At 61.3% G+C, this 20000-nt stretch carries 18 protein-coding genes; 4 read left to right on the top strand and 14 right to left on the bottom strand.

What is annotated here, in order from left to right; all coding sequences use genetic code 11:
* Nucleotides 1–17: 17 nt before the first annotated feature.
* The 4 genes from J7557_RS04405 to J7557_RS04390 all read right to left on the bottom strand — a co-directional run bounded on the left by J7557_RS04405 (nucleotide 18) and on the right by J7557_RS04390 (nucleotide 5467).
* Nucleotides 18–845: a carbohydrate ABC transporter permease gene (locus J7557_RS04405; RefSeq protein ID WP_291417678.1), complete on the bottom strand. Its 828-nt coding sequence runs from the start codon at nucleotides 843–845 to the stop codon at nucleotides 18–20.
* Nucleotides 842–1732, bottom strand: a complete 891-nt coding sequence (locus tag J7557_RS04400) for a carbohydrate ABC transporter permease (protein ID WP_291417677.1) — start codon at nucleotides 1730–1732, stop codon at nucleotides 842–844. Before J7557_RS04400 ends, J7557_RS04405 begins: the two co-directional genes overlap by 4 nt.
* A 70-nt stretch (nucleotides 1733–1802) precedes the next feature.
* Complete coding sequence (locus tag J7557_RS04395) at nucleotides 1803–3092, bottom strand: ABC transporter substrate-binding protein (protein ID WP_291417675.1); 1290 nt, start codon at nucleotides 3090–3092, stop codon at nucleotides 1803–1805.
* Between the two features lie 59 nt (nucleotides 3093–3151).
* The gene (locus J7557_RS04390) at nucleotides 3152–5467 is read right to left on the bottom strand and encodes an alpha-L-rhamnosidase (protein ID WP_291417673.1); all 2316 of its coding nucleotides are present in this window, start codon (nucleotides 5465–5467) and stop codon (nucleotides 3152–3154) included.
* A gap of 193 nt (nucleotides 5468–5660) precedes the next feature.
* Between J7557_RS04390 and J7557_RS04385 the strand changes: the two genes are divergently transcribed.
* The 3 genes from J7557_RS04385 (at nucleotide 5661) to J7557_RS04375 (ending at nucleotide 9545) form a co-directional block, all read left to right on the top strand.
* Nucleotides 5661–6674 carry a LacI family DNA-binding transcriptional regulator gene (locus tag J7557_RS04385; protein ID WP_291417671.1) on the top strand — a complete coding sequence of 338 codons (1014 nt, stop codon included), beginning with the start codon at nucleotides 5661–5663 and terminating at the stop codon, nucleotides 6672–6674.
* A 269-nt stretch (nucleotides 6675–6943) separates the two neighbouring features.
* Nucleotides 6944–8356, top strand: a complete 1413-nt coding sequence (locus J7557_RS04380) for a DEAD/DEAH box helicase (RefSeq protein WP_291417669.1) — start codon at nucleotides 6944–6946, stop codon at nucleotides 8354–8356.
* Between the two features lie 124 nt (nucleotides 8357–8480).
* Nucleotides 8481–9545 (top strand): GGDEF domain-containing protein, encoded by a 1065-nt coding sequence (locus J7557_RS04375; protein ID WP_291417667.1) that lies wholly within the window; start codon nucleotides 8481–8483, stop codon nucleotides 9543–9545.
* A 4-nt stretch (nucleotides 9546–9549) separates the two neighbouring features.
* Here J7557_RS04375 and aroA read toward each other — a convergent pair whose 3' ends face one another.
* The 10 genes from aroA to J7557_RS04325 all read right to left on the bottom strand — a co-directional run bounded on the left by aroA (nucleotide 9550) and on the right by J7557_RS04325 (nucleotide 18969).
* Nucleotides 9550–10827: a 3-phosphoshikimate 1-carboxyvinyltransferase gene (gene aroA / locus J7557_RS04370; RefSeq protein WP_291417664.1), complete on the bottom strand. Its 1278-nt coding sequence runs from the start codon at nucleotides 10825–10827 to the stop codon at nucleotides 9550–9552.
* A gap of 292 nt (nucleotides 10828–11119) precedes the next feature.
* Complete coding sequence (locus J7557_RS04365) at nucleotides 11120–11500, bottom strand: iron-sulfur cluster assembly accessory protein (protein ID WP_291417662.1); 381 nt, start codon at nucleotides 11498–11500, stop codon at nucleotides 11120–11122.
* 9 nt (nucleotides 11501–11509) lie between these two features.
* Nucleotides 11510–11929 (bottom strand): VOC family protein, encoded by a 420-nt coding sequence (locus J7557_RS04360; RefSeq protein ID WP_291417660.1) that lies wholly within the window; start codon nucleotides 11927–11929, stop codon nucleotides 11510–11512.
* A 1-nt stretch (nucleotide 11930) separates the two neighbouring features.
* On the bottom strand, nucleotides 11931–12263 hold the full coding sequence (locus tag J7557_RS04355) for an SUF system Fe-S cluster assembly protein (protein ID WP_084587448.1): 333 nt from the start codon (nucleotides 12261–12263) through the stop codon (nucleotides 11931–11933).
* Between the two features lie 70 nt (nucleotides 12264–12333).
* Nucleotides 12334–13554, bottom strand: coding sequence for a cysteine desulfurase (locus tag J7557_RS04350; RefSeq protein ID WP_291417658.1), 1221 nt, complete (start codon nucleotides 13552–13554; stop codon nucleotides 12334–12336).
* Between the two features lie 154 nt (nucleotides 13555–13708).
* Nucleotides 13709–14917: a Fe-S cluster assembly protein SufD gene (sufD, locus tag J7557_RS04345; RefSeq protein WP_291417656.1), complete on the bottom strand. Its 1209-nt coding sequence runs from the start codon at nucleotides 14915–14917 to the stop codon at nucleotides 13709–13711.
* Nucleotides 14918–14923: 6 nt separating this feature from the next.
* Nucleotides 14924–15685, bottom strand: a complete 762-nt coding sequence (gene sufC / locus J7557_RS04340) for a Fe-S cluster assembly ATPase SufC (RefSeq protein ID WP_291411723.1) — start codon at nucleotides 15683–15685, stop codon at nucleotides 14924–14926.
* A gap of 40 nt (nucleotides 15686–15725) precedes the next feature.
* Nucleotides 15726–16229: a cupin domain-containing protein gene (locus J7557_RS04335; protein WP_291417654.1), complete on the bottom strand. Its 504-nt coding sequence runs from the start codon at nucleotides 16227–16229 to the stop codon at nucleotides 15726–15728.
* Nucleotide 16230: 1 nt separating this feature from the next.
* Nucleotides 16231–17760, bottom strand: a complete 1530-nt coding sequence (sufB, locus tag J7557_RS04330) for a Fe-S cluster assembly protein SufB (protein ID WP_291417652.1) — start codon at nucleotides 17758–17760, stop codon at nucleotides 16231–16233.
* 63 nt (nucleotides 17761–17823) lie between these two features.
* Nucleotides 17824–18969, bottom strand: coding sequence for a cysteine desulfurase family protein (locus J7557_RS04325; protein ID WP_291417650.1), 1146 nt, complete (start codon nucleotides 18967–18969; stop codon nucleotides 17824–17826).
* A 285-nt stretch (nucleotides 18970–19254) separates the two neighbouring features.
* On the opposite strand from J7557_RS04325, the gene J7557_RS04320 reads away from it, so the two are divergent.
* The gene (locus tag J7557_RS04320) at nucleotides 19255–19917 is read left to right on the top strand and encodes an alpha/beta hydrolase (RefSeq protein ID WP_291417648.1); all 663 of its coding nucleotides are present in this window, start codon (nucleotides 19255–19257) and stop codon (nucleotides 19915–19917) included.
* Nucleotides 19918–20000 lie beyond the last annotated feature (83 nt).

Raw genomic sequence — 20000 nt, 5'->3', positions numbered from 1 at the left:
GTTGAATTGCGCATCTGTTAGCCCTTGACCGCGCCGGCCGTCATGCCGGCGACGATCTGCCGGTTGAAGAACATGAAGACGATGAGCGGCGGGATGGTGATGAGCAGGATATTGGTGAAGAGCAGATTGTAGGCCGTGCTGAACTGGCTCTGGAAATTGTAGAGCGTGAGCTGCACGGTCGCATTCTGGTTGCCCGGCAGGTAGTAGAGCGGGTTGGTGAAATCGTTGAAGATACCGACCGACTGCACCACGATATTGGTCACCGTCACCGGCCACAGCAGCGGCAGGATGATCCGGAAGAACACGTCGAGCGGACGTGCCCCGTCAATTACCGCAGCCTCATCCAGCTCGCGCGGAATGGTGGCGATGAAAGCGCGATAGAGAATGATCGAGAACGGCAGGTTGTAGGCAACCTGGATCAGGATCATGCCATGCAGCGTCCCGAACAGTTTTAGCCCTTGCAGCAGCCAGATGGTCGGCACCACCGCGGGCGGGATCATCAGGCCCGCCAGGATCAGGAATTCGATAAGGCCATTCCAACGGGTCTTGCGACGAGCCAGCACGAAGCCGACCATGGCCGCGAGAACGATGAGCAGCGTCACGCTAACCACGGTGATCAGCGAGGAGTTGATGAAGGCCGTGATCATCATCCAGTTACGGGTCTTGATCACCTCATAGAGGTTATCAAAGAGGTGAAACCCGTTGGGCCAGGAGAAGTCTCGCAGGGCCGACTGTTGCTTGTCCTTGAACGCCATCAGGATGATGAACAGGAACGGGATCACGAAGACCACGAAAGTGGCCGCGATGGCGGCGATACCGCCGAACATGGAAGCGCGCGATCTCATTCGTGACCCTGCTTGCGATTGAGGAACATGGTCAGCGGCACGACGAGCACAGCGATGAGGATGAACAGCACGACGTTACCGGCCGTGGAGAGGCCGTAGAAGCCCGCCTGGTACTGCTTGTAAATCACCGAGGCGACAGTGTCGGACGCAAAGCCCGGCCCGCCCTTGGTCATCGCCCAGATCAGGTCGAAGGTGCGCAGGCCGCCAATGAAGGACAGCGTGATGACGGTCGCGGTCGCCGGACGGCTGAGCGGCAGCGTCACATAGAAGAAGTTCTGCAGCTTGGTAGCACCGTCGATGCGCGCGGCTTCGTAATAGTCCTTCGGGATGGCTACGAGACCGGCGATGTAGATGACGGTGGCAAGGCCCACGCCCTTCCAGACGTCGACGAGAGCGACAGAGAACAGCGCCAGCTTGGGATCGACGAGCCAACCCGGCCCCTGAATGCCGATCATCGCCAGGGTCTGGTTGATCATGCCCAGGGTCGGATGCATCAGAACTGTAAAGGTCATGCCGACGCCGATGGTCGACACGAGCACCGGGAAGAAGATGACAGAGCGCAGATAGCCGCGCGCCATGATCTGGCTCGTCAGCATCACCGCGAGAGCCATGCCGATGACGACCTTAAGGCCCGACGTGATTACGGCATAAATGACCGTGTTGACGAGGCCCTGAATAAGAAACGGTTCGCGGAAGAACTGGGCGAAATTGTCGAAGCCGATGAAGGTGGCATCGAACAGCGTCCAGCGCGTCAGGCTGAAATAGAGCGACGCAAAGGTCGGCGCCAGGAACAGCACGGAATAGACCGCGGCTGCCGGTGCATAGAACCAGCCGGGGTAAAGGGACCTACGCTGCATTTTCAGCGCAGGAACAGCTGATGCTGTCATGGGGGAACCTCGCAATGCGTTGCGGCTCCGGAGGGGTGGCCCTCCGGAGCCTAAGCAGGGTCAGAGACGATTACCAGCCGGCAAGGCCGAGCTGCTGCGCCTGCTTGCGCACGTCTTCGTCGTAGAGGGCGGCGCCGTCAGCGGCCGAGCGGATACCCGAACCGACTTCAACGGTGATCTGCTCAAGCGCCGGGCCCTTGATGGGCGACAGGAACTCGAGAGCCGGGCCGTTGTGGCCGCCTTCCTGGAAGTAGGGCAGCATGTCGGCCACGGCGGGCGGAACGTCGGCAGGCAGTTCGCAACCGGCGATCATATAGGGACCGGTGGCGCCCACGGCTTCGTTGCGGATATCGCAGCCTTCGGGCGAACCGACAAAGCCAACGAAGTCCTTGGCGAGATCTGGGCTGGCAGAGCTCTTGGCGATGTAGATCGAGTCCGGCATCCAGGTGGTCAGGCCGTTGGTTTCGGCATTGTCACCCGGCTGGGCGAAGAAGCCGACGTCCTGCAGATGATCCGGAACGGTTTCGGCAATGGCGCCGATACCGAAGGTCAGCATCGGATAGTGCGCGCCTTCACCGGTGGCGACCATGCGCAGACCATCAGGATAGGTCGCAGCGCCGAAGTCGGCATTGAGGAAGCCGGCTTCGTAGACTTCCTGCAGCTTTTCAAAGCCACGGACTGCCGCCGGAGTGGTGGCGAACTTGGCTTCGTTGGCGGTGTACTTTTCGGCAAAGTCAGGCACTTCGGCCAGCACGTTGTAGAAGTCGGCCAGAACGAACAGCTGGCTGCTCCAGGTGTCGCCATAGGTCTGGATCACGGCAGTCTTGCCGGCTGCCTCGATCTTTTCGTTGTTGGCCATGAATTCATCCCAGGTCTTGGGAATTTCGAGGCCAAGCTCTTCATAGATCGGCTTGTTGTAGAAGATGCCGCCGCCCATGGCCGGAGCGAAGGGCGTGCCATAGACTTCGCCGCCAGCCGAAACGACCGACTTGAAGCTGTCCTGAATGCCAGCCTGCCACGGCTCATTGGTAACCGGCAGCAGGTTCTGGACGGGGTTGATCGCCTGGAAGAGCGAGCCCGAATTGTAGAAGAACACGTCGGCCATGGCGCCGGTCGCGAGACGGGTCTTGACGATGTTGTCGCCTTCGCCGCCACCGGGGCGCACTTCGATGTCGATGGTGACGTCGGGGTTCTTCTCGGTATAGGCGGCAACCCATGCTTCAGCGACGGCGACCGACTGCGGGCCGTTGTCGATGAGGAACGACAGATAGCCCGACTGCTGGGCGTTGACGGCATTTGCCGTCATCATCAAGCCGAGCAGGCTGGCGCCGGTCAGGGCGAAAAGTTTGGTCTTGGTCATAGTCTACCTCCCTGGAAGGCCCGCATTTGCGGGCCCGTGGTTAAAGTTCAGGACGCGCCTTACGGCGTGTTGGCGTTCACCAGCGACTTCTGGCGCTCCTCGCGCTTCGGTGCTGTGTAGTTGAAGGTCACGACGTGCTTGCCGGCCGAGAGAGCCGTGTCCTGGCCGGTAATGGCCTGGCCATCGAGCGTGGCGTCGCGATAAGTGGAAGCGAGGCGGAGAACACCGCGGCTTGCTGCCGGCACTTCGATTTCGTAGCGCACGGCTTCACCGGTGATGGTCCATTCGGCGCGGATCTTACCGGCCGGGCTGTCGTGATCGGCCTTGACCGGGGACAGTTCAGGCAGGATCAGCGGTTCGAAAACGATGGTCTTGAACGCCGGGTCCTTTTCGTCCGGGCGGAAGCCGGCAACCCCTTCCAGAAGCCACTGGCAAACGGCGCCATAGGCATAGTGGTTGTAGGAGTTCATCTGCGGATTGTAGATCGAGCCGTCGGCCTGGATCGCATCCCAGCGTTCCCAGATCGTGGTGGCGCCCATCTTCACCTGGTAGAGCCAGCCCGGGACTTCTTCCTGCAGGAAGACAGCGCTGGCGAGACCCCATTCGCCGATCTTGATGAGCGCCGGCAGCAGTGCCGGGGTGCCGATAAAGCCAGTGCCGATACGGCCTTCGGCGCGATCGATGGTGTTCTTGAAGTAGCCCTTGGCCGCTTCATACTTGTCGGCCGGGATCAGGTCGTGAACGATGGCGAGTGCATAGGACGTCTGGTCGTCATAGGCCAGACGACCGGAGACGGTGATGAACTCGCTCTGGAAAGCGGTCTTCACATCGGCTGCCATCTTGCCAAGACGCTGGGCCGTGGCGGCGTCGCCGACGATCTCAGCGATATCGGCAACCTGCTTGGCCGCGATATAGAGGTAGATCGTTGCGGCGGCGTCGTCGCCGATGGTCGGCAGGGGCTTGGCGCTCGGGCCCTTGGGCTGCAGCCAGTCGCCGAACGAGAAGCCACGGGCACCCCATTCACGCGGCGGCGAAACAATCGGGCCATCGCTGATCGACCAGACGAAATCGACCCACTTGACCATGTTGGGCAGCACTTCCTTGAGGAAGTCCTTGTCGCCGTAGTGGAGATAAACCTGCCACGGCACCTGGTAAATGGCATCGCCCCAGCCGGTCGAGCCGTAGAAGCCCGGATAGTGTTCAGGCTGCATGCGAGTCGGATCGGGGCAAACATGCGGGACAGCGCCGTCTTCGCGCTGGTCGACCATCAGGTCGCGGACCCACTTGTGGAAGAAGCCCTGCACTTCGCCGAGATAGGCGGCGGTGCCAGCAAAGACCTGTGCGTCGCCGGTCCAGCCCAGACGCTCGTCGCGCTGCGGGCAGTCGGTCGGCACTTCGATGAAGTTGCCGCGCTGGCTCCAGAGCGTGTTGAGGAACAGGCGGTTCACCAGCTGGTTGCCCGAGGTGAAGGTTGCCTTCTGCTCGGTCACCGAGCTGATCGGGATCGACTTGATGTCGACGAGCTTGGCATCGCCTTCAATGGCAACGCGTGCATAGCGGAAGCCCTGGAAGGTGAAGTGCGGACGGTAGGTCTCGGTCCCCTGCCCGTTCAGGACATAGGTGATCGTCGCTTCCGCCGTGCGGTAATTGACGTTGTAGAAATTGCCGTCCTTGTCGAGGACTTCGGCATGCTCGATGGTAACCTTGGCCCCGGCGGAACCGGCGACCGAGATAGCGACATAGCCGCCGATGTTCTGGGCAAAATCGAAAACCGTGCGGCCTTCGGCATCGGTCCAGGTCTTGACCGCGGTCAGCGCATCAAGCTCGCGCACCGGCGTCGTCTCATGGGCCACAAGGCGAACATCGTTGAAATCGACGATTTCGGTGCCGGCGGAAACGGTTGGCGCAATACGCGCATCAAAGGTCTCGCCGAAATAAATGCCCGATTTACGGATCGGCAGCTCGCCGCTTTCCCAGGAGGCATCGGTCACGAGAACCGGATTGGTGTCCCCTGCCTTGGCGCGGAGTTCGACCAGCGCGGCAATATCGCTACCCCAGACGTTGTAGATGGGCGCCTTGCCCCACATGAGCTGCGAGCGCATCCAGCCGTCACCCAGCCAGATCTCGATACGGTTTTCACCGGCAACGAGCAGCGAGCCAACCTCATAGGTCTGGTAGCTCAAGCGCGCGTCATAGGCAGTCCAACCCGGCGTCAACACATCGTTGCCAACACGCTTGCCGTTGATGAAGGCGACGTAGAGGCCGAGGGCCGTGATATCGAGGATTTCGGCGCCGGAAACACTGTCGAGATTGAAGGTCTTCGCAACGAAAGTCGCTGGAGTGCCGACACCCTTGTCAGCGAGCGGACGAACCATCCTGGCAGTCCAAGCGCGTGTGGAAGCTCGTGAGCTGGAAGCCAGCTCTGCCGCGGTTTCATTCAGCACGTGGTAGTCTCCTCAAGTCGCTTGGTGCGACTGTAAACTGTTCTACGTGTAGCGTTCTACATTTTTGCGATCTTCGCAATAGGCTTTTTTTAGATTAGGTGCGAAGACTGAGGCGGAGGACGTCATGACCAAGAAGAGCCCAGCGAGAACGCCGCGCATCACCATCCGCGAAGTCGCCAGCGATGCTGGGGTGTCGGTCGCGGCTGTTTCCAAAGTGCTGAGAGACGCTTACGGCGTTAGCGAAGCCCTGCGCGCCAAGGTCCAGGCGTCGATGGAAAAGCTCAATTATCGCCCCCTCGCCTCGGCCCGTGGCCTGCGCGGCCGCACCTATACGCTGGGCCTCGTTTTTCCCGACCTGCGCAACCCATTCTTTGCCGATATCTTCGTTGGGGTGAATGCCGCCCTGGAGCGGACGCAATATCAAGCCATGCAAGGGGTCAGCGTGTCTGCCTCGTCGCTGGTCGAAGCCATGATCGACCGGCAGATGGATGGCCTGGTGCTCATTGGTCCGAACGAAACGAATGCGCGGCTGAACGACATCGCCGACCGCATTCCGCTGGTGGCCATCGGCCATCACGACATCGAGGAAGCGCGGTTCGACACGGTCAATAATGACGATCAGCTGGGTGCTCGCCTCGCCGTCCGCCACCTCTGCCAGAATGGACACAAGAAGGTGGCTATGCTCAGCCTCGCCGCGCCCGTATCGACCGTCATCAACCAGCGCGAGCTGGGCTATCGGCTGGAAATGACCGAACAGGGGCTCGGCACCGCAATCAACATCGTGCGCGCCCCGCAGGTTCTGCGCGATGTGCAGCTCACCGTGCGGCGGCTCTTGGAAAGCCGCGATCGCCCGGATGCCATTTTCTGCTGGACCGACCTCATGGCATTCGAAGCCATCAGCGTGGCGACCGAACTCGAGCTTTCTATTCCGCAAGACATTGCCATTGTCGGCTATGACAACACGGTTTTCTGCGAATTCGCGCAAAACCGCCTTACCAGCATAGACCAGTCTGGAGAAGTGCTAGGTTTGCAAGCAACTCGTCTGCTCATCGAGCGCATAGATGGCCGTTCTCATTCCGAACACTTCGTTGTCACGCCGCGCGTGGTCGCCCGTGCCAGCTCGGCCAAGGCGGGCTGAGCCCCCGGCATTAACCCCAAATCCGGGCAAGACCGTTGACACCCAAGGGCTTTGCGTTATGGTCCGCGCCGCAAGGTTTGCCGAATTGCCTGTTTTTTCTCTTGCGTCTTCTTTGCCCGGAAACGGGCCCGCGCAGAAAAACAAGTATTCGACGCTCCATTCGACATTGGGTCTAGGGCCACAGCCCCAAAGCACGGGCCTTGCACATATTTTCCGCGGTGCGCCGTACCGGACATTTCGGTTCGCTCAGCCACCCGGATGACCCACGAGTGGAATCTCTGACGTTGACCGACGATTTTTCTGGCCTTGGCCTTTCGAGCAAAGTTACCGACGCGGTTGCCGCAGCCGGATATACGCGTCCGACTGAAATCCAGTCGCAGGCGATTCCGCACCTTCTGCAGAAGAAGGACCTGATCGGCATTGCTCAGACCGGCACCGGCAAGACGGCATCCTTCGTGCTGCCCATGCTCACGCTGCTTGAGGCCGGCCGGGCCCGCGCCCGTATGCCCCGCACGCTCATTCTCGAACCGACGCGCGAACTCGCGGCGCAGGTTTCCGAAAATTTTGAAAAGTACGGCAAGAACCATCGCCTCTCGATGGCCCTGATCATCGGCGGCGTGTCCTTCGAAGACCAGAACAAGAAGCTCGATCGCGGTGTAGACGTGCTGATCGCCACCCCCGGTCGTCTCCTCGATCAGTTCGATCGCGGAAAGATCCTTCTCACGGGGGTCGAAATCCTCGTCATCGACGAAGCCGACCGCATGCTCGACATGGGCTTTATCGACGACATCGAGAAGATCTGCTCGCGCCTGCCCCCGCGCCGCCAGACCATGCTGTTCTCGGCGACCATGGACCCGCAGATCGAGCGCCTGACCAAGCGCTTCCTCAAGGATCCGGTGCATGTGCAGGTTTCCCGCACGGCGTCGACGGCCGACACGATCGACCAGAAGCTCGTAAAAGTTTCGTCGCGTCCGGACCAGAAGCGCGCCATGCTGCGGGCCCGCATCGATGCCGCAGAAGGCCTCACCAACGCGATTATTTTCTGCAATCGCAAGCGCGATGTGGCAACGCTCGCTCGTTCCTTGCAGCGGCACGGCTATAGTGCCGGCTCGCTCCATGGCGACATGGATCAGAAGAGCCGCATGGAAACCCTGGATGCCTTCAAGTCGGGCAATCTCACTCTGCTCGTCGCCAGCGACGTCGCCGCCCGCGGTCTCGATATCCCGGCCGTCAGCCACGTGTTCAACTTCGACGTCCCGGTTCACGCCGAAGACTATGTGCATCGCATCGGCCGCACCGGCCGCGCGGGACGTTTGGGCACTGCCTATACCTTGGTCGGCCCGGGTGACGAGAAGCATCTCGATGCCATTCTGAAGCTTATCCAGAAGCCGATCGATTGGCTCGATGTCGCCCCGGTGGCATCAAGCCAGAACAACGAAGAGGAAGCTCCGGCGGCAAGGCCCGCCCGCACCTCCCGGCGCAAGGCCCCGGCCCGCGCGAGCGAACCCCAACCGGCCGAGGCGGCCCAGGAAAAGGCTCCGGCCCGCAATTCACGTCGCCGGCCAAAGGACACTCCGGCGCCAATCTCGGACATCGTGCCCGATTCGCCGTTCGGTGATGCCGGGCCAATTCCGGCTTTCCTGCTGCGTTCGACCCGTACGGCCGAACAGGAATCTGAGTAAAATACTGCCAGTTTTCGAAAATTTGCTGGTCGACACGTTGTGTTGCCTGCCGTTATGACTTGTAGATGACTTTAAGGTAAAGATTCAGGGCCGGTGGTCGGCGTAACGGGGCGCGGGGAAGTCTGTGTCGGATCACGAATTCAAGCGGGCGCTGGGCTATGCCAATTCAGCGCTCGATCTTCTGAAGAAGAGTAGTATTCCGCCCTACCCGCAGTTCTATGAACTGCTCTACACCTATGCGACCGGGGTCAACCCAACGTTGAACCACCGGATCAACGCGATTTTCGCGACCGGTGAATCGCCGTCGGCGAGCCTCGCTGAAACGCTCTACAACGAGTTCCTGAAGTCTGACGTCAACGATCGCATGTCGACCGTTTCGGAGCGCATGCAGGTGCGCATCGAGGCGGTGCACTCGGCCATTGATCACGCCATGACGACGGCCAATGCCTATTCCGGCTCGTTGCAATCGGCGCAGGGCGATCTCGATCGCGACATCGAGCCGGATGACCTGAGGGCGCTTGCTGGCCGCCTGTTGACCGAAACGCGGCGCATGCAGGACACCAACCGCATGCTCGAGCAGAAGCTCGAAGCGTCGCGCGACGACATCGCCGCTCTGCAGCGCGACCTCGACGATGTTCGCCGCGAGTCTCTGCTCGATCCGCTGACCAAGATTGCCAACCGCAAAAGCTTTGACGAGGGCCTGCGCTCCGCCATTGCCGATGCGCGGCAGACCGGCAATCCGCTCTGCCTGATCCTGATGGATATCGACCACTTCAAGAGCTTTAACGACACCTACGGCCACCAGACCGGTGACCAGGTGTTGCGGCTCGTGGCCATGACCATCAAGTCCAACATCAAGGGGCGCGACCTGGCTGCGCGCTACGGCGGGGAAGAGTTCGTTGCCATTCTGCCCAATACCGACCTCAAGGGCGCGACCATCGTTGCCGAGAACGTGCGCCAGGCCATCCACGGCAAGGAATTGCTGAAGCGTTCCACCAATGAAAAGCTCGGCCGCATCACGGCTTCGTTCGGTATCGCCGCCTTCCACGCCTCGGACACGGCTGGCTCGCTGATCGAGCGCGCGGACAGATGCCTCTACGCGGCCAAGCACGCCGGCCGCAATCGCGTGCTCACTGAAGAGAGCCTCACCGAGATCAGCGAGTCGCGAGGCGGCGTCACCGCCGCCTGATCCTTCAGGCGGTCGGAACCAGTTCGACGCCGAGCGACGCCAGCATGTCCCAATAGTCCGGATAGGTCTTGCCCGTGCAGGCGGGATCAAGAATCGTCACGCCGCCGACGCGCAGGGCGGCCAAGGCAAAGCTCATGGCAATGCGGTGATCGTGATAGGTTTCGATCCGCGAGGTGACATTGCGCTGCGAGGCTTCGAGCAGAGCCGGATCGGACGCAACCAGGAGATCGTCGCCCTCTTCCCTCGCCAGGCCTGGACGAATGCGGTTCAGTTCGTTGGCAACAGCGCGAATGCGGTCAGTTTCTTTGACGCGTAGATTGGCGATGCCCACGAAGCGCACCGGCTGATTGTTGAAGGCCGCAACGACGGCCATGGTCGGCACGGCGTCCTGCATCTGCGAACCGTCGATGACAGCAGGCATGTTCGGGAATTGCGCGATGACCGCCTGCGCGGCGGCGTCCGGTTGCGTGAAGGCACCTGTTGCCACGCCAAGATCGATCTTGCCGCCAGTCAGTGCTTCGATCCCCCAGAGATAGGTGGCGGCCGAGGCGTCGGGCTCGATATGGAAATCCGTCGCGACATAGCCGGTCGGTTCAACCTGCCAGGTGCCCGGCGACGTTTCTTCGACCTTCGCACCGAACGAGCGCATGGCGGCCAGCGTCAGGTCGACATAACCACGAGCGCCGATATCCTTGCCGGCCAGTGCCACCTCAATGGGCCCATCGCCAAATGGCGCAGCCATCAGCAGCGCGGAAACGTATTGGCTGGATAGAGAAGCATCGATTTCCACCCTGCCCTTCCCAAAGCGGCCGGTGCCGCGAATGGTCACTGGAGGGCAACCGGTCGGTGCTTCGGCATCGATTCCGAGCGAACGCAGGGCATCAACCAGCGGCTTGATTGGGCGCAGGCGCATGTCCTCGTCGCCATCCACCACCACGGCGCCGTCGATAGTTGCCACCGCCGCCGTCAGAAAGCGCGTCGCTGTGCCGGCATTGCCAAGAAACAGCGGTGCGTCGGGCGCGGTCAACTTGCCGCTGCTGGTGACCAAAAAGCTAGTCGCATCAGGCTCTTCGACCGTAACACCCATCTGGCGCAGGGCCTGCGCCATCAGCACGGTGTCCTTGCTCTTGAGCGCACCCGTCAACCGGCTCGTGCCTTTGGCGAGAGCCGCGAGCAGCAAAGCGCGATTGGTGATGGACTTGCTGCCCGGGGGCGAAACGCGACCCGAAAGCGGACGACCAGGAGGGATGATGGTGTAGGCAGGCGGGAGCGTTTTCGGCATGATGCCGTGGTGTTAAGACAAAGCGTTCCCTGACGCAATCGCAGAAGAGCCTGCACTGGGGCCATGCTCAGATAGTCCTCATGGTGAGGTGCTTTGCAGCGCAAAGCCTCGAACCACGAGGACGAGAGAGTGGAGGCATCGTGCCACGCCCATAGCCCGACGCGCGTAGCGCTCTGGGCGTTCTTCCTTGCAATCGCTCCACCGGAGCGATTGCAGCCAGTCAGAACCCTTCGAGGCTACGCTGCGCTCCGCGCCTCAGGATGAGGGCTGCTTTGTCACCGCATAAGCTACCTCAAGCGGTAGCTCGAGCCTCGGCGATCGCCTTCAGGTCAGCCGCCTTGAGCGTAACGCTCTCGCCGCAGCCGCAAGCGCCGGTCTGGTTCGGGTTCTTGAAGGTAAAGCCCGAGCTCATCTTGCTCTGTTCAAAATCCATGACCGTGCCGAGCAGGTACATGGTCGCTTTGGGGTCGACCCAGACATCGACGCCCCGATCGGTGACGTGATCGTCGCCCTTCAGCGGTTCGCTGACATAGTCCATCGTATAGGCGACGCCGGCACAGCCGGCATTCTTGATGCCGACGCGCAGGCCAATGACCGGCTTGTCGGAATCTTCCATGATTTCCTTGATGCGTTCGGCTGCCGCATCGGACAGCGACATGATCTTGAAGGCCATGGATCGTTCCTAAAAGTTCTTCCAGACACCGCGGGTCACGAGCTCGACCACAAGGCGATCCGGATCTCGGAAATAAAGGCTGCGGCCGCCACTCGGCCAAACAACCTCGCTCTCAATTTCTATATGTAAGCCCTGAAGGAAGGTTTTCCAATCGTCATAGGCTTCCAACTCAATGCCGAAGGCGAAATGCTGTTCCCCGCCACCGTCATGGGGCGGAATGAAACCGCCGCCGATGGGAATCGGCTTCAGCGTCGCGCCCTGCTTGAAGAGCAAGAGTACCTGCCCCGGCGCAACCGCCAGAGGCTGGATACGCTCGTCACCGCCCATGGGCTCGAAACCAAAGATTCGGACATAAAAGTCCCGGCTGCGCGGCACGTCGGTGACGTAAAGCGCGGTTTCGACCAGCCCATTCAGCGGCGGTCGGTTCATCTTACCACCAGTTGAGCGCGACCTGGGCTTCTTCGCTCATGCGCGAAGCATCCCACGGGGGATCGAAGACCATGTTGACCTTGACGTCCTGGATGCCTTCAACGCCGCGGGCGGCGTTTTCAACCCAAGCCGGCATTTCGCCGGCAACGGGGCAACCCGGCGCGGTCAGCGTCATGTCGATGGTCAGGTTGCGGTCATCATCGAGATCGACCTTGTAGATCAGGCCCAGCTCATAGATATCGACCGGAATTTCCGGATCATAGACGGTTTTCAGCGCACCGATCAGGTCAGTGGTGATGCGCTCCACTTCGCCATCGCCCAGGTTTTCGGGCATGGTCGGCTGGATGCGGACATCGATCTGTTCGTCAGCGGCTGGTGTGGTGTCTTCGCTCATCACAAGTCTCTCAGGCGAAAAATTTACGGGCGCGCTCAATGCCGTCCACGAGCGCGTCAACATCGTCCTTGCCGTTATATAGGGCGAGGGAAGCCCGGCAGGTAGAGGTGACGCCAAATCGCTTCAGCAGCGGCTGCGCGCAATGGGTGCCGGCACGGACTGCAATGCCGTAGCGGTCGAGAATGGTGGCGACATCGTGGGCATGGGCGCCCGCGATCTCGAAGGAGAAAATGCCGCCCTTGCCCGGCGCGGTGCCGATCAGACGCAAGGAATTGATGCGGCTGAGTTTTTCGTGCGCATAGGCGGCGACTTCATGCTCGTGCGCGGCGATTTCGTCGCGGCCAATCGTTTCCATGTAGGTCAGCGCCGCACCAAGCCCGATGGCCTGGACGATCGGCGGCGTGCCGGCCTCAAAACGATGCGGCGGCTCGTTGTAAGTGACATTGTCGAGGGTGACCGTGTCGATCATCTCGCCGCCACCCTGATAGGGCTGCATTTCGGCGAGCAGGTCATACTTGCCGTAGAGCACGCCAATGCCGGTGGGCCCATAAAGCTTGTGGCCGGTCATGATGTAGAAATCGGCGTCGAGATCCCTAACGTCGACCTTGGTGTGCACGGCGCCCTGCGAGCCGTCGACGAGCACCGGAATACCGCGAGCATGAGCGATTTCAATCACTTGCTTGATCGGCGTCACAGTGCCAAGCACGTTCGACATATGCGTAACAGCGACGATACGCGTCTTGTCCGTCAGCGCCGCCTCGAAGGCATCAAGGCTGAAGCTGCCGTCGTCGAGGACATCGACCCACGTGATGACAGCGCCCTTGCGCTCGCGATGGAAATGCCAGGGCACGATATTGGAGTGGTGCTCCATGATCGTGGTGACGATCTCGTCCCCTGCCCCGATGCGCGGCCCGGCAAAGGACTGCGCGACGAGGTTGATCGCCTCGGTGGCCGAACGGGTGAAGATGATTTCTTCGATCCGGCCGGCATTGAGGAAGCGCCGCACGCTCTCGCGGCCGGCCTCATAAGCGTCGGTCGCGCGATTGGCGAGCGTGTGCAAGCCACGGTGAACGTTGGCATATTCGTGCCGGAAGGCATAATCCATCCGCTCGAGCACCTGCACCGGCTTCTGGGCCGAGGCGCCGCTATCGAGATAGACCAGGCGATGGCCGTGGATCACTTCCGACAGGATCGGAAAGTCGGCACGCACTTTTTCGAAGTCGAGGGTCATTCCGGGTTCCGTTCTTCACCTCTCCCTTTGGGGGAGAGGTCGACCGTCTTCGGTCGGGTGAGGGGGCCTTCCTCCGCACCCGGATCGCAAAGGCCCCCTCACCCGGCGCTGCGCGCCGACCTCTCCCCCAAGGGAGAGGTGAAGAGGCCGGGGATTACTTCCCCAGCAGCCAGCCGTCGACGATGCCCTGCAGGGCTTCGTTCAGCGCTTCATCTTCAATCGGATCAATGAGTTCGGCGATGAAACCGCGCACCAGCATGGTCTCCGCCTCGGCCTTGGGAATACCGCGGCTGAGGAGATAGAACAGGCTGTCCTCATCGAGCTTGCCGCAGGTCGAACCGTGGCCGCAGACGACGTCGTCGGCATAGATTTCGAGTTCGGGCTTCGAGAGGATTTCTGCGTCGTCCGACAGCATGAGGCCCTGATGCATGAATTTTGCGTCGGTCTTCTGCGCGTCGCGGGCGACGATCAGCTTGCCCTGCACAACGGACTTGGAACGGCCGCGGGTGATGGACTTGAACAACGGCTGGGAGGAAGTGTGCGGCACGGCGTGCTGCGTTTCCATAGTGATATCAGAGTGTTGGCCATCCGATACGAGGTTGAGACCGGTCACGTCGGCATGCGCGCCCTCGCCTTCCATCTTCGGGAAGAGATGAGTGCGGGCAAGGCCGGCGCCGGCATGGATGACCAGCGTGCGGAGCTGCGCGCCGTCGGCGAGATGATACTCGTTGGTCGCGAAATGCGAAGTGGCGCGGCCACTTAGGTCGACGGTGACGTGGGTCACCACGGCATTCTTGCCGAGCGCAATGTAGCTGGCGTGGTTGCCGACGTGCGCGGCATCGGAGCCCGAAAAAGTTTCGAGGATCACGACGGAGGAGTCGTCAGCAACGAAAATCTTGGTCGCGTCGGCAACGTGGCCGGCTTCGCCTTCGATGCGATGGTCGATCTGGACGACCTGCTCGATGGCGCCCTTGAGGTCGAGACTAAGCGTCTCTTTTGCTAGCGCATTGCTAACACTGACAATGACGTCATCGCGGTTCGTGAGAACGCCGCCGTGAGTCTTGCCCACCTTGACGCCTTCCGGTGCCGTAGCGGCGCCGAGAACGGCACCGTTGACGATCGACAGGGCGTAGGCACCCGGAACGCGCAGAGCGGTTCCAGTGGCCTCGTTTGCCGCCTGTGCCAGCGGCGGGATGGCCCGCAGCAGCGTCTTGAGGTCGGTATAGTGATAGGCCTCGACACGACGGGTCGGCAGGCCGGCCACGGTGACGCGTTCGGCGGCTTGGTCGGCGCCGGCAGCCTTGAGCTGGGCGATCAGGGATTCCTCGGCGGCGCCGAGGCGGACAGGAAAGGTCTGACGCATGGTTGGTTACGCCGCCTGACCGTCATAGTCGGCATAGCCCTTGGCTTCGAGCTGAAGCGCCAGGTCCTTGTCGCCGCTTTCGACAATCTTGCCATCCGAGAACACGTGCACGACGTCGGGCACGATGTGGTTGAGGAGGCGCTGGTAGTGGGTGATGACGAGCATTGAGCGCTTGCCGTCGCGGAGTGCGTTGACGCCCTTGGACACGACCTGCAGGGCGTCGATGTCGAGACCGGAGTCGGTTTCGTCGAGCACGGCCAGCGAGGGCTTCAGCAGAGCCATCTGCATGATCTCGGCGCGCTTCTTTTCGCCGCCGGAGAAGCCGACGTTCAGCGGGCGCTTGAGCATGTCGCTATCGACGTTGAGCTGGGCGCCGGCTTCCTTGACGGCGCGCATGAATTCCGGCGTCGTCAGTTCGCCTTCGCCGCGTGCCTTGCGCTGGGCGTTGATGGCGGCCTTGAGGAAGGTCATGGTCGCAACACCCGGGATTTCGATCGGGTACTGGAAGGCCAGGAACAGGCCGGCAGCAGCGCGCTCATGCGGTTCCATCTCGAGGATGTTCTCGCCGTTGAGCAGGATTTCGCCCTCGGTGACCTCATAGTCTTCCTTGCCGGCGAGCACATAGCTCAGCGTCGACTTGCCCGAGCCGTTGCGGCCCATGATGGCGTGGACTTCGCCCTGCGGGATGACGAGGTTCACACCCTTGAGGATTTCGCGTTCCTCGATGCGGGCGTGCAGGTTGCGGATTTCAAGAACGGGAGTGGTCATTTTCGTATCTCCAATTGCGGAAGGGATAGCTGGCAGCGCCTCAGGCGCCCGGCTCGCCATCCCAGTAATCAAGGTGGTTCTGGCCTTCGCGGCCGCAGTGGCGGAGGCGACGGGTAGCCGAAGTGCGGCTCGTCACCTGGAATTTCCCCGAGTCAGGGTATTCGCAAGCTTCGGTATCGGCATTGTTGGCCACGCCCAGATATTTCAGCGTCACCGATCCAGTATTGAGGATCTGGTGTGCTGTGTCCGGGCCGCCGGTCGGCGCGCCAAGCACGTCGCCCGCCTTGAACGAATAGCGCTCGGTACCGAAGCGATAGGTCCCCTCGCCTTCCAGCACGATGAAGAGTTCTTCTTCGACGTGATGGTTGTGGAAGGGGCAGCTCGACTTGCCGGGCGGCACTTCGTTGTAGCTGATGCCGAGAGCGCGCAGGCCAAGAAGCTTGCCGAACGAAGTGTCGGCAGACTTGTAAAGCGTGCCCTGCTCCCAGGCGTCGAGCGCCAGGGAGGCAAGGGTAACAACCGGGTTGCGCGTTTCCGTTGTCATGTTAGCCGACTGAGCCTTCGAGGCTGATCGAGATCAGCTTCTGGGTTTCGACCATGAATTCCATCGGCAGGTGCTGCAGCACGTCGCGGACGAAACCATTGACGATCAGCGCCACAGCTTCTTCCTCGTTGAGGCCGCGCTGGAGGCAGTAGAACATCTGGTCATCGGAAATCTTCGACGTGGTCGCTTCGTGCTCGAAGACGGCGGTGCCGTTGCGGCTCTCGATATAGGGAACCGTGTGGGCGCCGCACTTGTCGCCGATGAGCAGCGAGTCGCACTGGGTGAAGTTGCGGGCGTTCTTGGCCTTGGCGTGAGCCGAAACCTGACCACGATAGGTATTGTCCGAGAAGCCGGCAGCGATACCCTTGGAGATGATGCGGCTGGACGTGTTCTTGCCCAGGTGGATCATCTTGGTGCCGCTATCGACCTGCTGATAGCCGTTCGAGATGGCGATCGAGTAGAACTCGCCACGCGAACCGTCGCCACGCAGGATGCAGCTCGGATACTTCCAGGTGATGGCCGAACCGGTCTCGACCTGGGTCCAGGAAATGTGCGAATTGACGCCGCGGCAATCGCCGCGCTTGGTGACGAAATTGTAGATGCCGCCCTTGCCGTCCTTGTCGCCCGGATACCAGTTCTGGACGGTGGAGTACTTGATTTCGGCATTGTCGAGGGCGACCAGTTCCACCACGGCAGCGTGAAGCTGGTTTTCGTCGCGCGAGGGAGCGGTGCAGCCTTCGAGATAGGAAACGTAGCTGTCATCATCCGCGATGATCAGCGTGCGCTCGAACTGGCCGGTCTTCTTCTCGTTGATGCGGAAATAGGTCGACAGCTCCATCGGGCAGCGAACGCCCTTGGGGATGTAGACGAAGGACCCATCGGTGAAGACGGCCGAATTCAGCGTCGCATAGTAGTTGTCCGAAACCGGAACCACCGAACCGAGATACTGCTTCACGAGTTCGGGGTGCTCGCGCACGGCTTCCGAGATTGAGCAGAAGATGATGCCGACCTTGGCAAGCTCTTCGCGGAAGGTCGTCACGACCGAAACCGAGTCGAACACGGCGTCGACGGCCACATTGGCGCCGAACGGTGTACCAACGGACTCAGCGGCGCCTTCGACGCCGGCGAGGATCGCCTGTTCCTTCAGCGGAATGCCGAGCTTGGCATAGGTCTTCAGAAGCTCAGGATCGACTTCGTCGAGGCTCTTGGGGCCCTTGAAGGACTTTGGAGCCGCGTAGAAGCTGATCTCCTGCAGGTCGATCTTGGGATAGTGCAGCTTTGCCCAAGTCGGCTCTTCGAGGGTCTGGAAGCGACGGAACGCGTCGAGACGCCATTCCAGCATCCATTCCGGCTCGTCCTTCTTGGCAGAGATAAAGCGGACCGTTTCTTCGGTGAGGCCGGGCGGCAGCACGTCGGATTCGATATCGGTCTCGAAGCCGTATTTGTATTTGTCGACGTCGAGCGCCAAAACCTGCTCGACCGTTTCCCGGTCGATTTCTTCCTTGAGCGTCGGAATATCGTAGTCCGCCATCAGGCTCTCCTTTTCGTCCCTCGGCGGTTCAAGGCCGCCGCGAACACTTTTATTTCCAGCAGCCTAAGCCGCCTGTCCCGTCCGCTTGTGGCGGGCAAGGATCGTTTCAAAACCGGCAAGGAACGCCTCGACATCTTCTGCCTTGGAATTCCAGCCGAAACTCACGCGCAAAGCGCAATCGGCAAGGTCGCGCTCGACACCCATGGCGAGGAGCACATGGCTTGCGCCGACCTTGCCCGAAGAACAGGCCGAGCCGGCCGAAACCGACAGACCAGCCAGATCGAGCGCCATCATCGCCGTGGCATTGCGGACGCCCGGCACGGCGAAATTGACCACATTGCCGACGCGGTCGGTGCTTTTGCCGAAGACAACGACGTCCGGTGCAATGGTCCGAAGCCCGTCTTCCACGCGCCTGGTCAGCGCCGAGACGGATTCCATATTCATACGCTCGGCGGCAGCCGCAGCACCAAAGGCGCTGATCAGCGGCGCCGATTCCGTGCCGCCACGACGGCCCTGCTCCTGCCCGCCACCGGGAATGAGCCGCACCGTATCGGCGTGGCCCTTGACCAGCAGCGCGCCAATACCGGCCGGCGCGCCGATCTTGTGGCCGCTGATAGCCACCATATCGGCAGCGGAGGCGGCAAAATCCAGATCGACCTTGCCCAAAGCCTGCACCGCATCAATGACCAGGGTATGGCGCGTCGGGCCGACGAGAACGGAAATCTGACCGATCGGTTGAATGACGCCGGTCTCGTTGTTCACCCAATGGACGGCGACAAGGAGGGAAATGCCTTCATCGTCAGCGCGCTGCAAAGCGGCGCGAAGTTGATCCAGATCAATACGGCCATCGGCCTGCAGTGGGATTGTCCAGACCGGCAGGCCCGTGGCGTCGGCCGCCTTGGCGACCGCAGCATGCTCCCCCGCACTGATCGCCACGGCGCCTGCCGAGAACGTACGGGAACCGCCGACAATCGCCTGGGTCAGGGCTTCGGTGGCCGAACCGGTAAAGACGACCTGACGGGTCTCGGCGCCGGCAAGGCGCGCGACCTGCTGGCGGCCGGTCTCGATGAGATCGCGCAGCTTGCGGCCATGGGCGTGAACGGAGGACGGATTGCCCGTCAGATCGAGCGCAGCATAGAGCGCCGCGCGCGCTTCTGGCCGAAGCGGAGCGGTGGCATTGTGATCGAGATAGATGCTCTCTTTCGCCATCTGCCTTCTTTGGGGCTCTCGTGCCCGACGTACCTTCCATGCTGGGATCGGGACGCTGGAACATCCCGCAAACCAAACACTTCTTGAAATTTGCCGCCCAACTTCATTACAAGGGGCGCTCAACAAGGCCGCATGCGGCCTAAAACCGAATTTCGAACCATTCTAAACTGGTTTTTTCGACCCATGTTTTAGGGAGGCTCCCGCGCTTAGTCAAGCCGCGCGGAAAGCAAACCTGAATAGTCGGATCAACTTAGTGACAGAGCCGAAAAGGCCGGAAAAGACACCATGCCTGAAGTTATCTTCAATGGCCCCGAGGGCCGCCTCGAAGGCCGCTACCAGCCGGGCAAGGAACCGAACGCGCCGATCGCCATCGTGCTGCATCCGCATCCGCAGTTCGGCGGGACGATGAACAATCAGATCGTCTACAACCTCTTCTATATGTTCGCCGAGCGCGGCTTCTCCGTTCTGCGCTTCAATTCGCGCGGCGTCGGCCGCTCGCAGGGCGTGTTCGATCATGGCATCGGCGAACTCTCGGACGCTGCCGCCGCGCTCGACTGGCTGCAGATCATCAACCGCGAATCTCGCGGCTGCTGGATTGCCGGCTTCTCGTTCGGCGCCTGGATCGGCATGCAACTGCTGATGCGCCGCCCGGAAGTGGAAGGCTTTATCTCGGTGTCGCCGCCGGAAAACCTCTATGACTTCTCGTTCCTGGCCCCCTGCCCGTCTTCGGGCCTGATCATCCATGGCGACAAGGACCGCGTGGCTCCGCCCACTTCGGTTCAGAAGCTCGTGGACAAGCTGAAAACCCAGAAGGGCATCACCATCGAGCAGCAGATCGTGGAAGGGGCCAACCACTTCTACGAAGGCAAGATCGATGAACTGACCACGGCCTGCGCCGAGTATCTCGACCGTCGCCGTCAGGAGATCGCGGACGGCGGCGGGCGTTGAATTAGAGCGCAATCATTGCGGTCACACCCACTGGATTGTCATCCCCGCGCAAGCGGGGACCTCCGTTTTCTACCGCCGGCCTT

Origin of the sequence: Devosia sp., from assembly GCF_017744655.1 — a bacterium.
GTDB lineage: Bacteria > Pseudomonadota > Alphaproteobacteria > Rhizobiales > Devosiaceae > Devosia.
The sequence above is the reverse complement of the archived record's forward strand: the minus strand, read 5'-3'. Positions and strand labels throughout refer to the sequence as shown.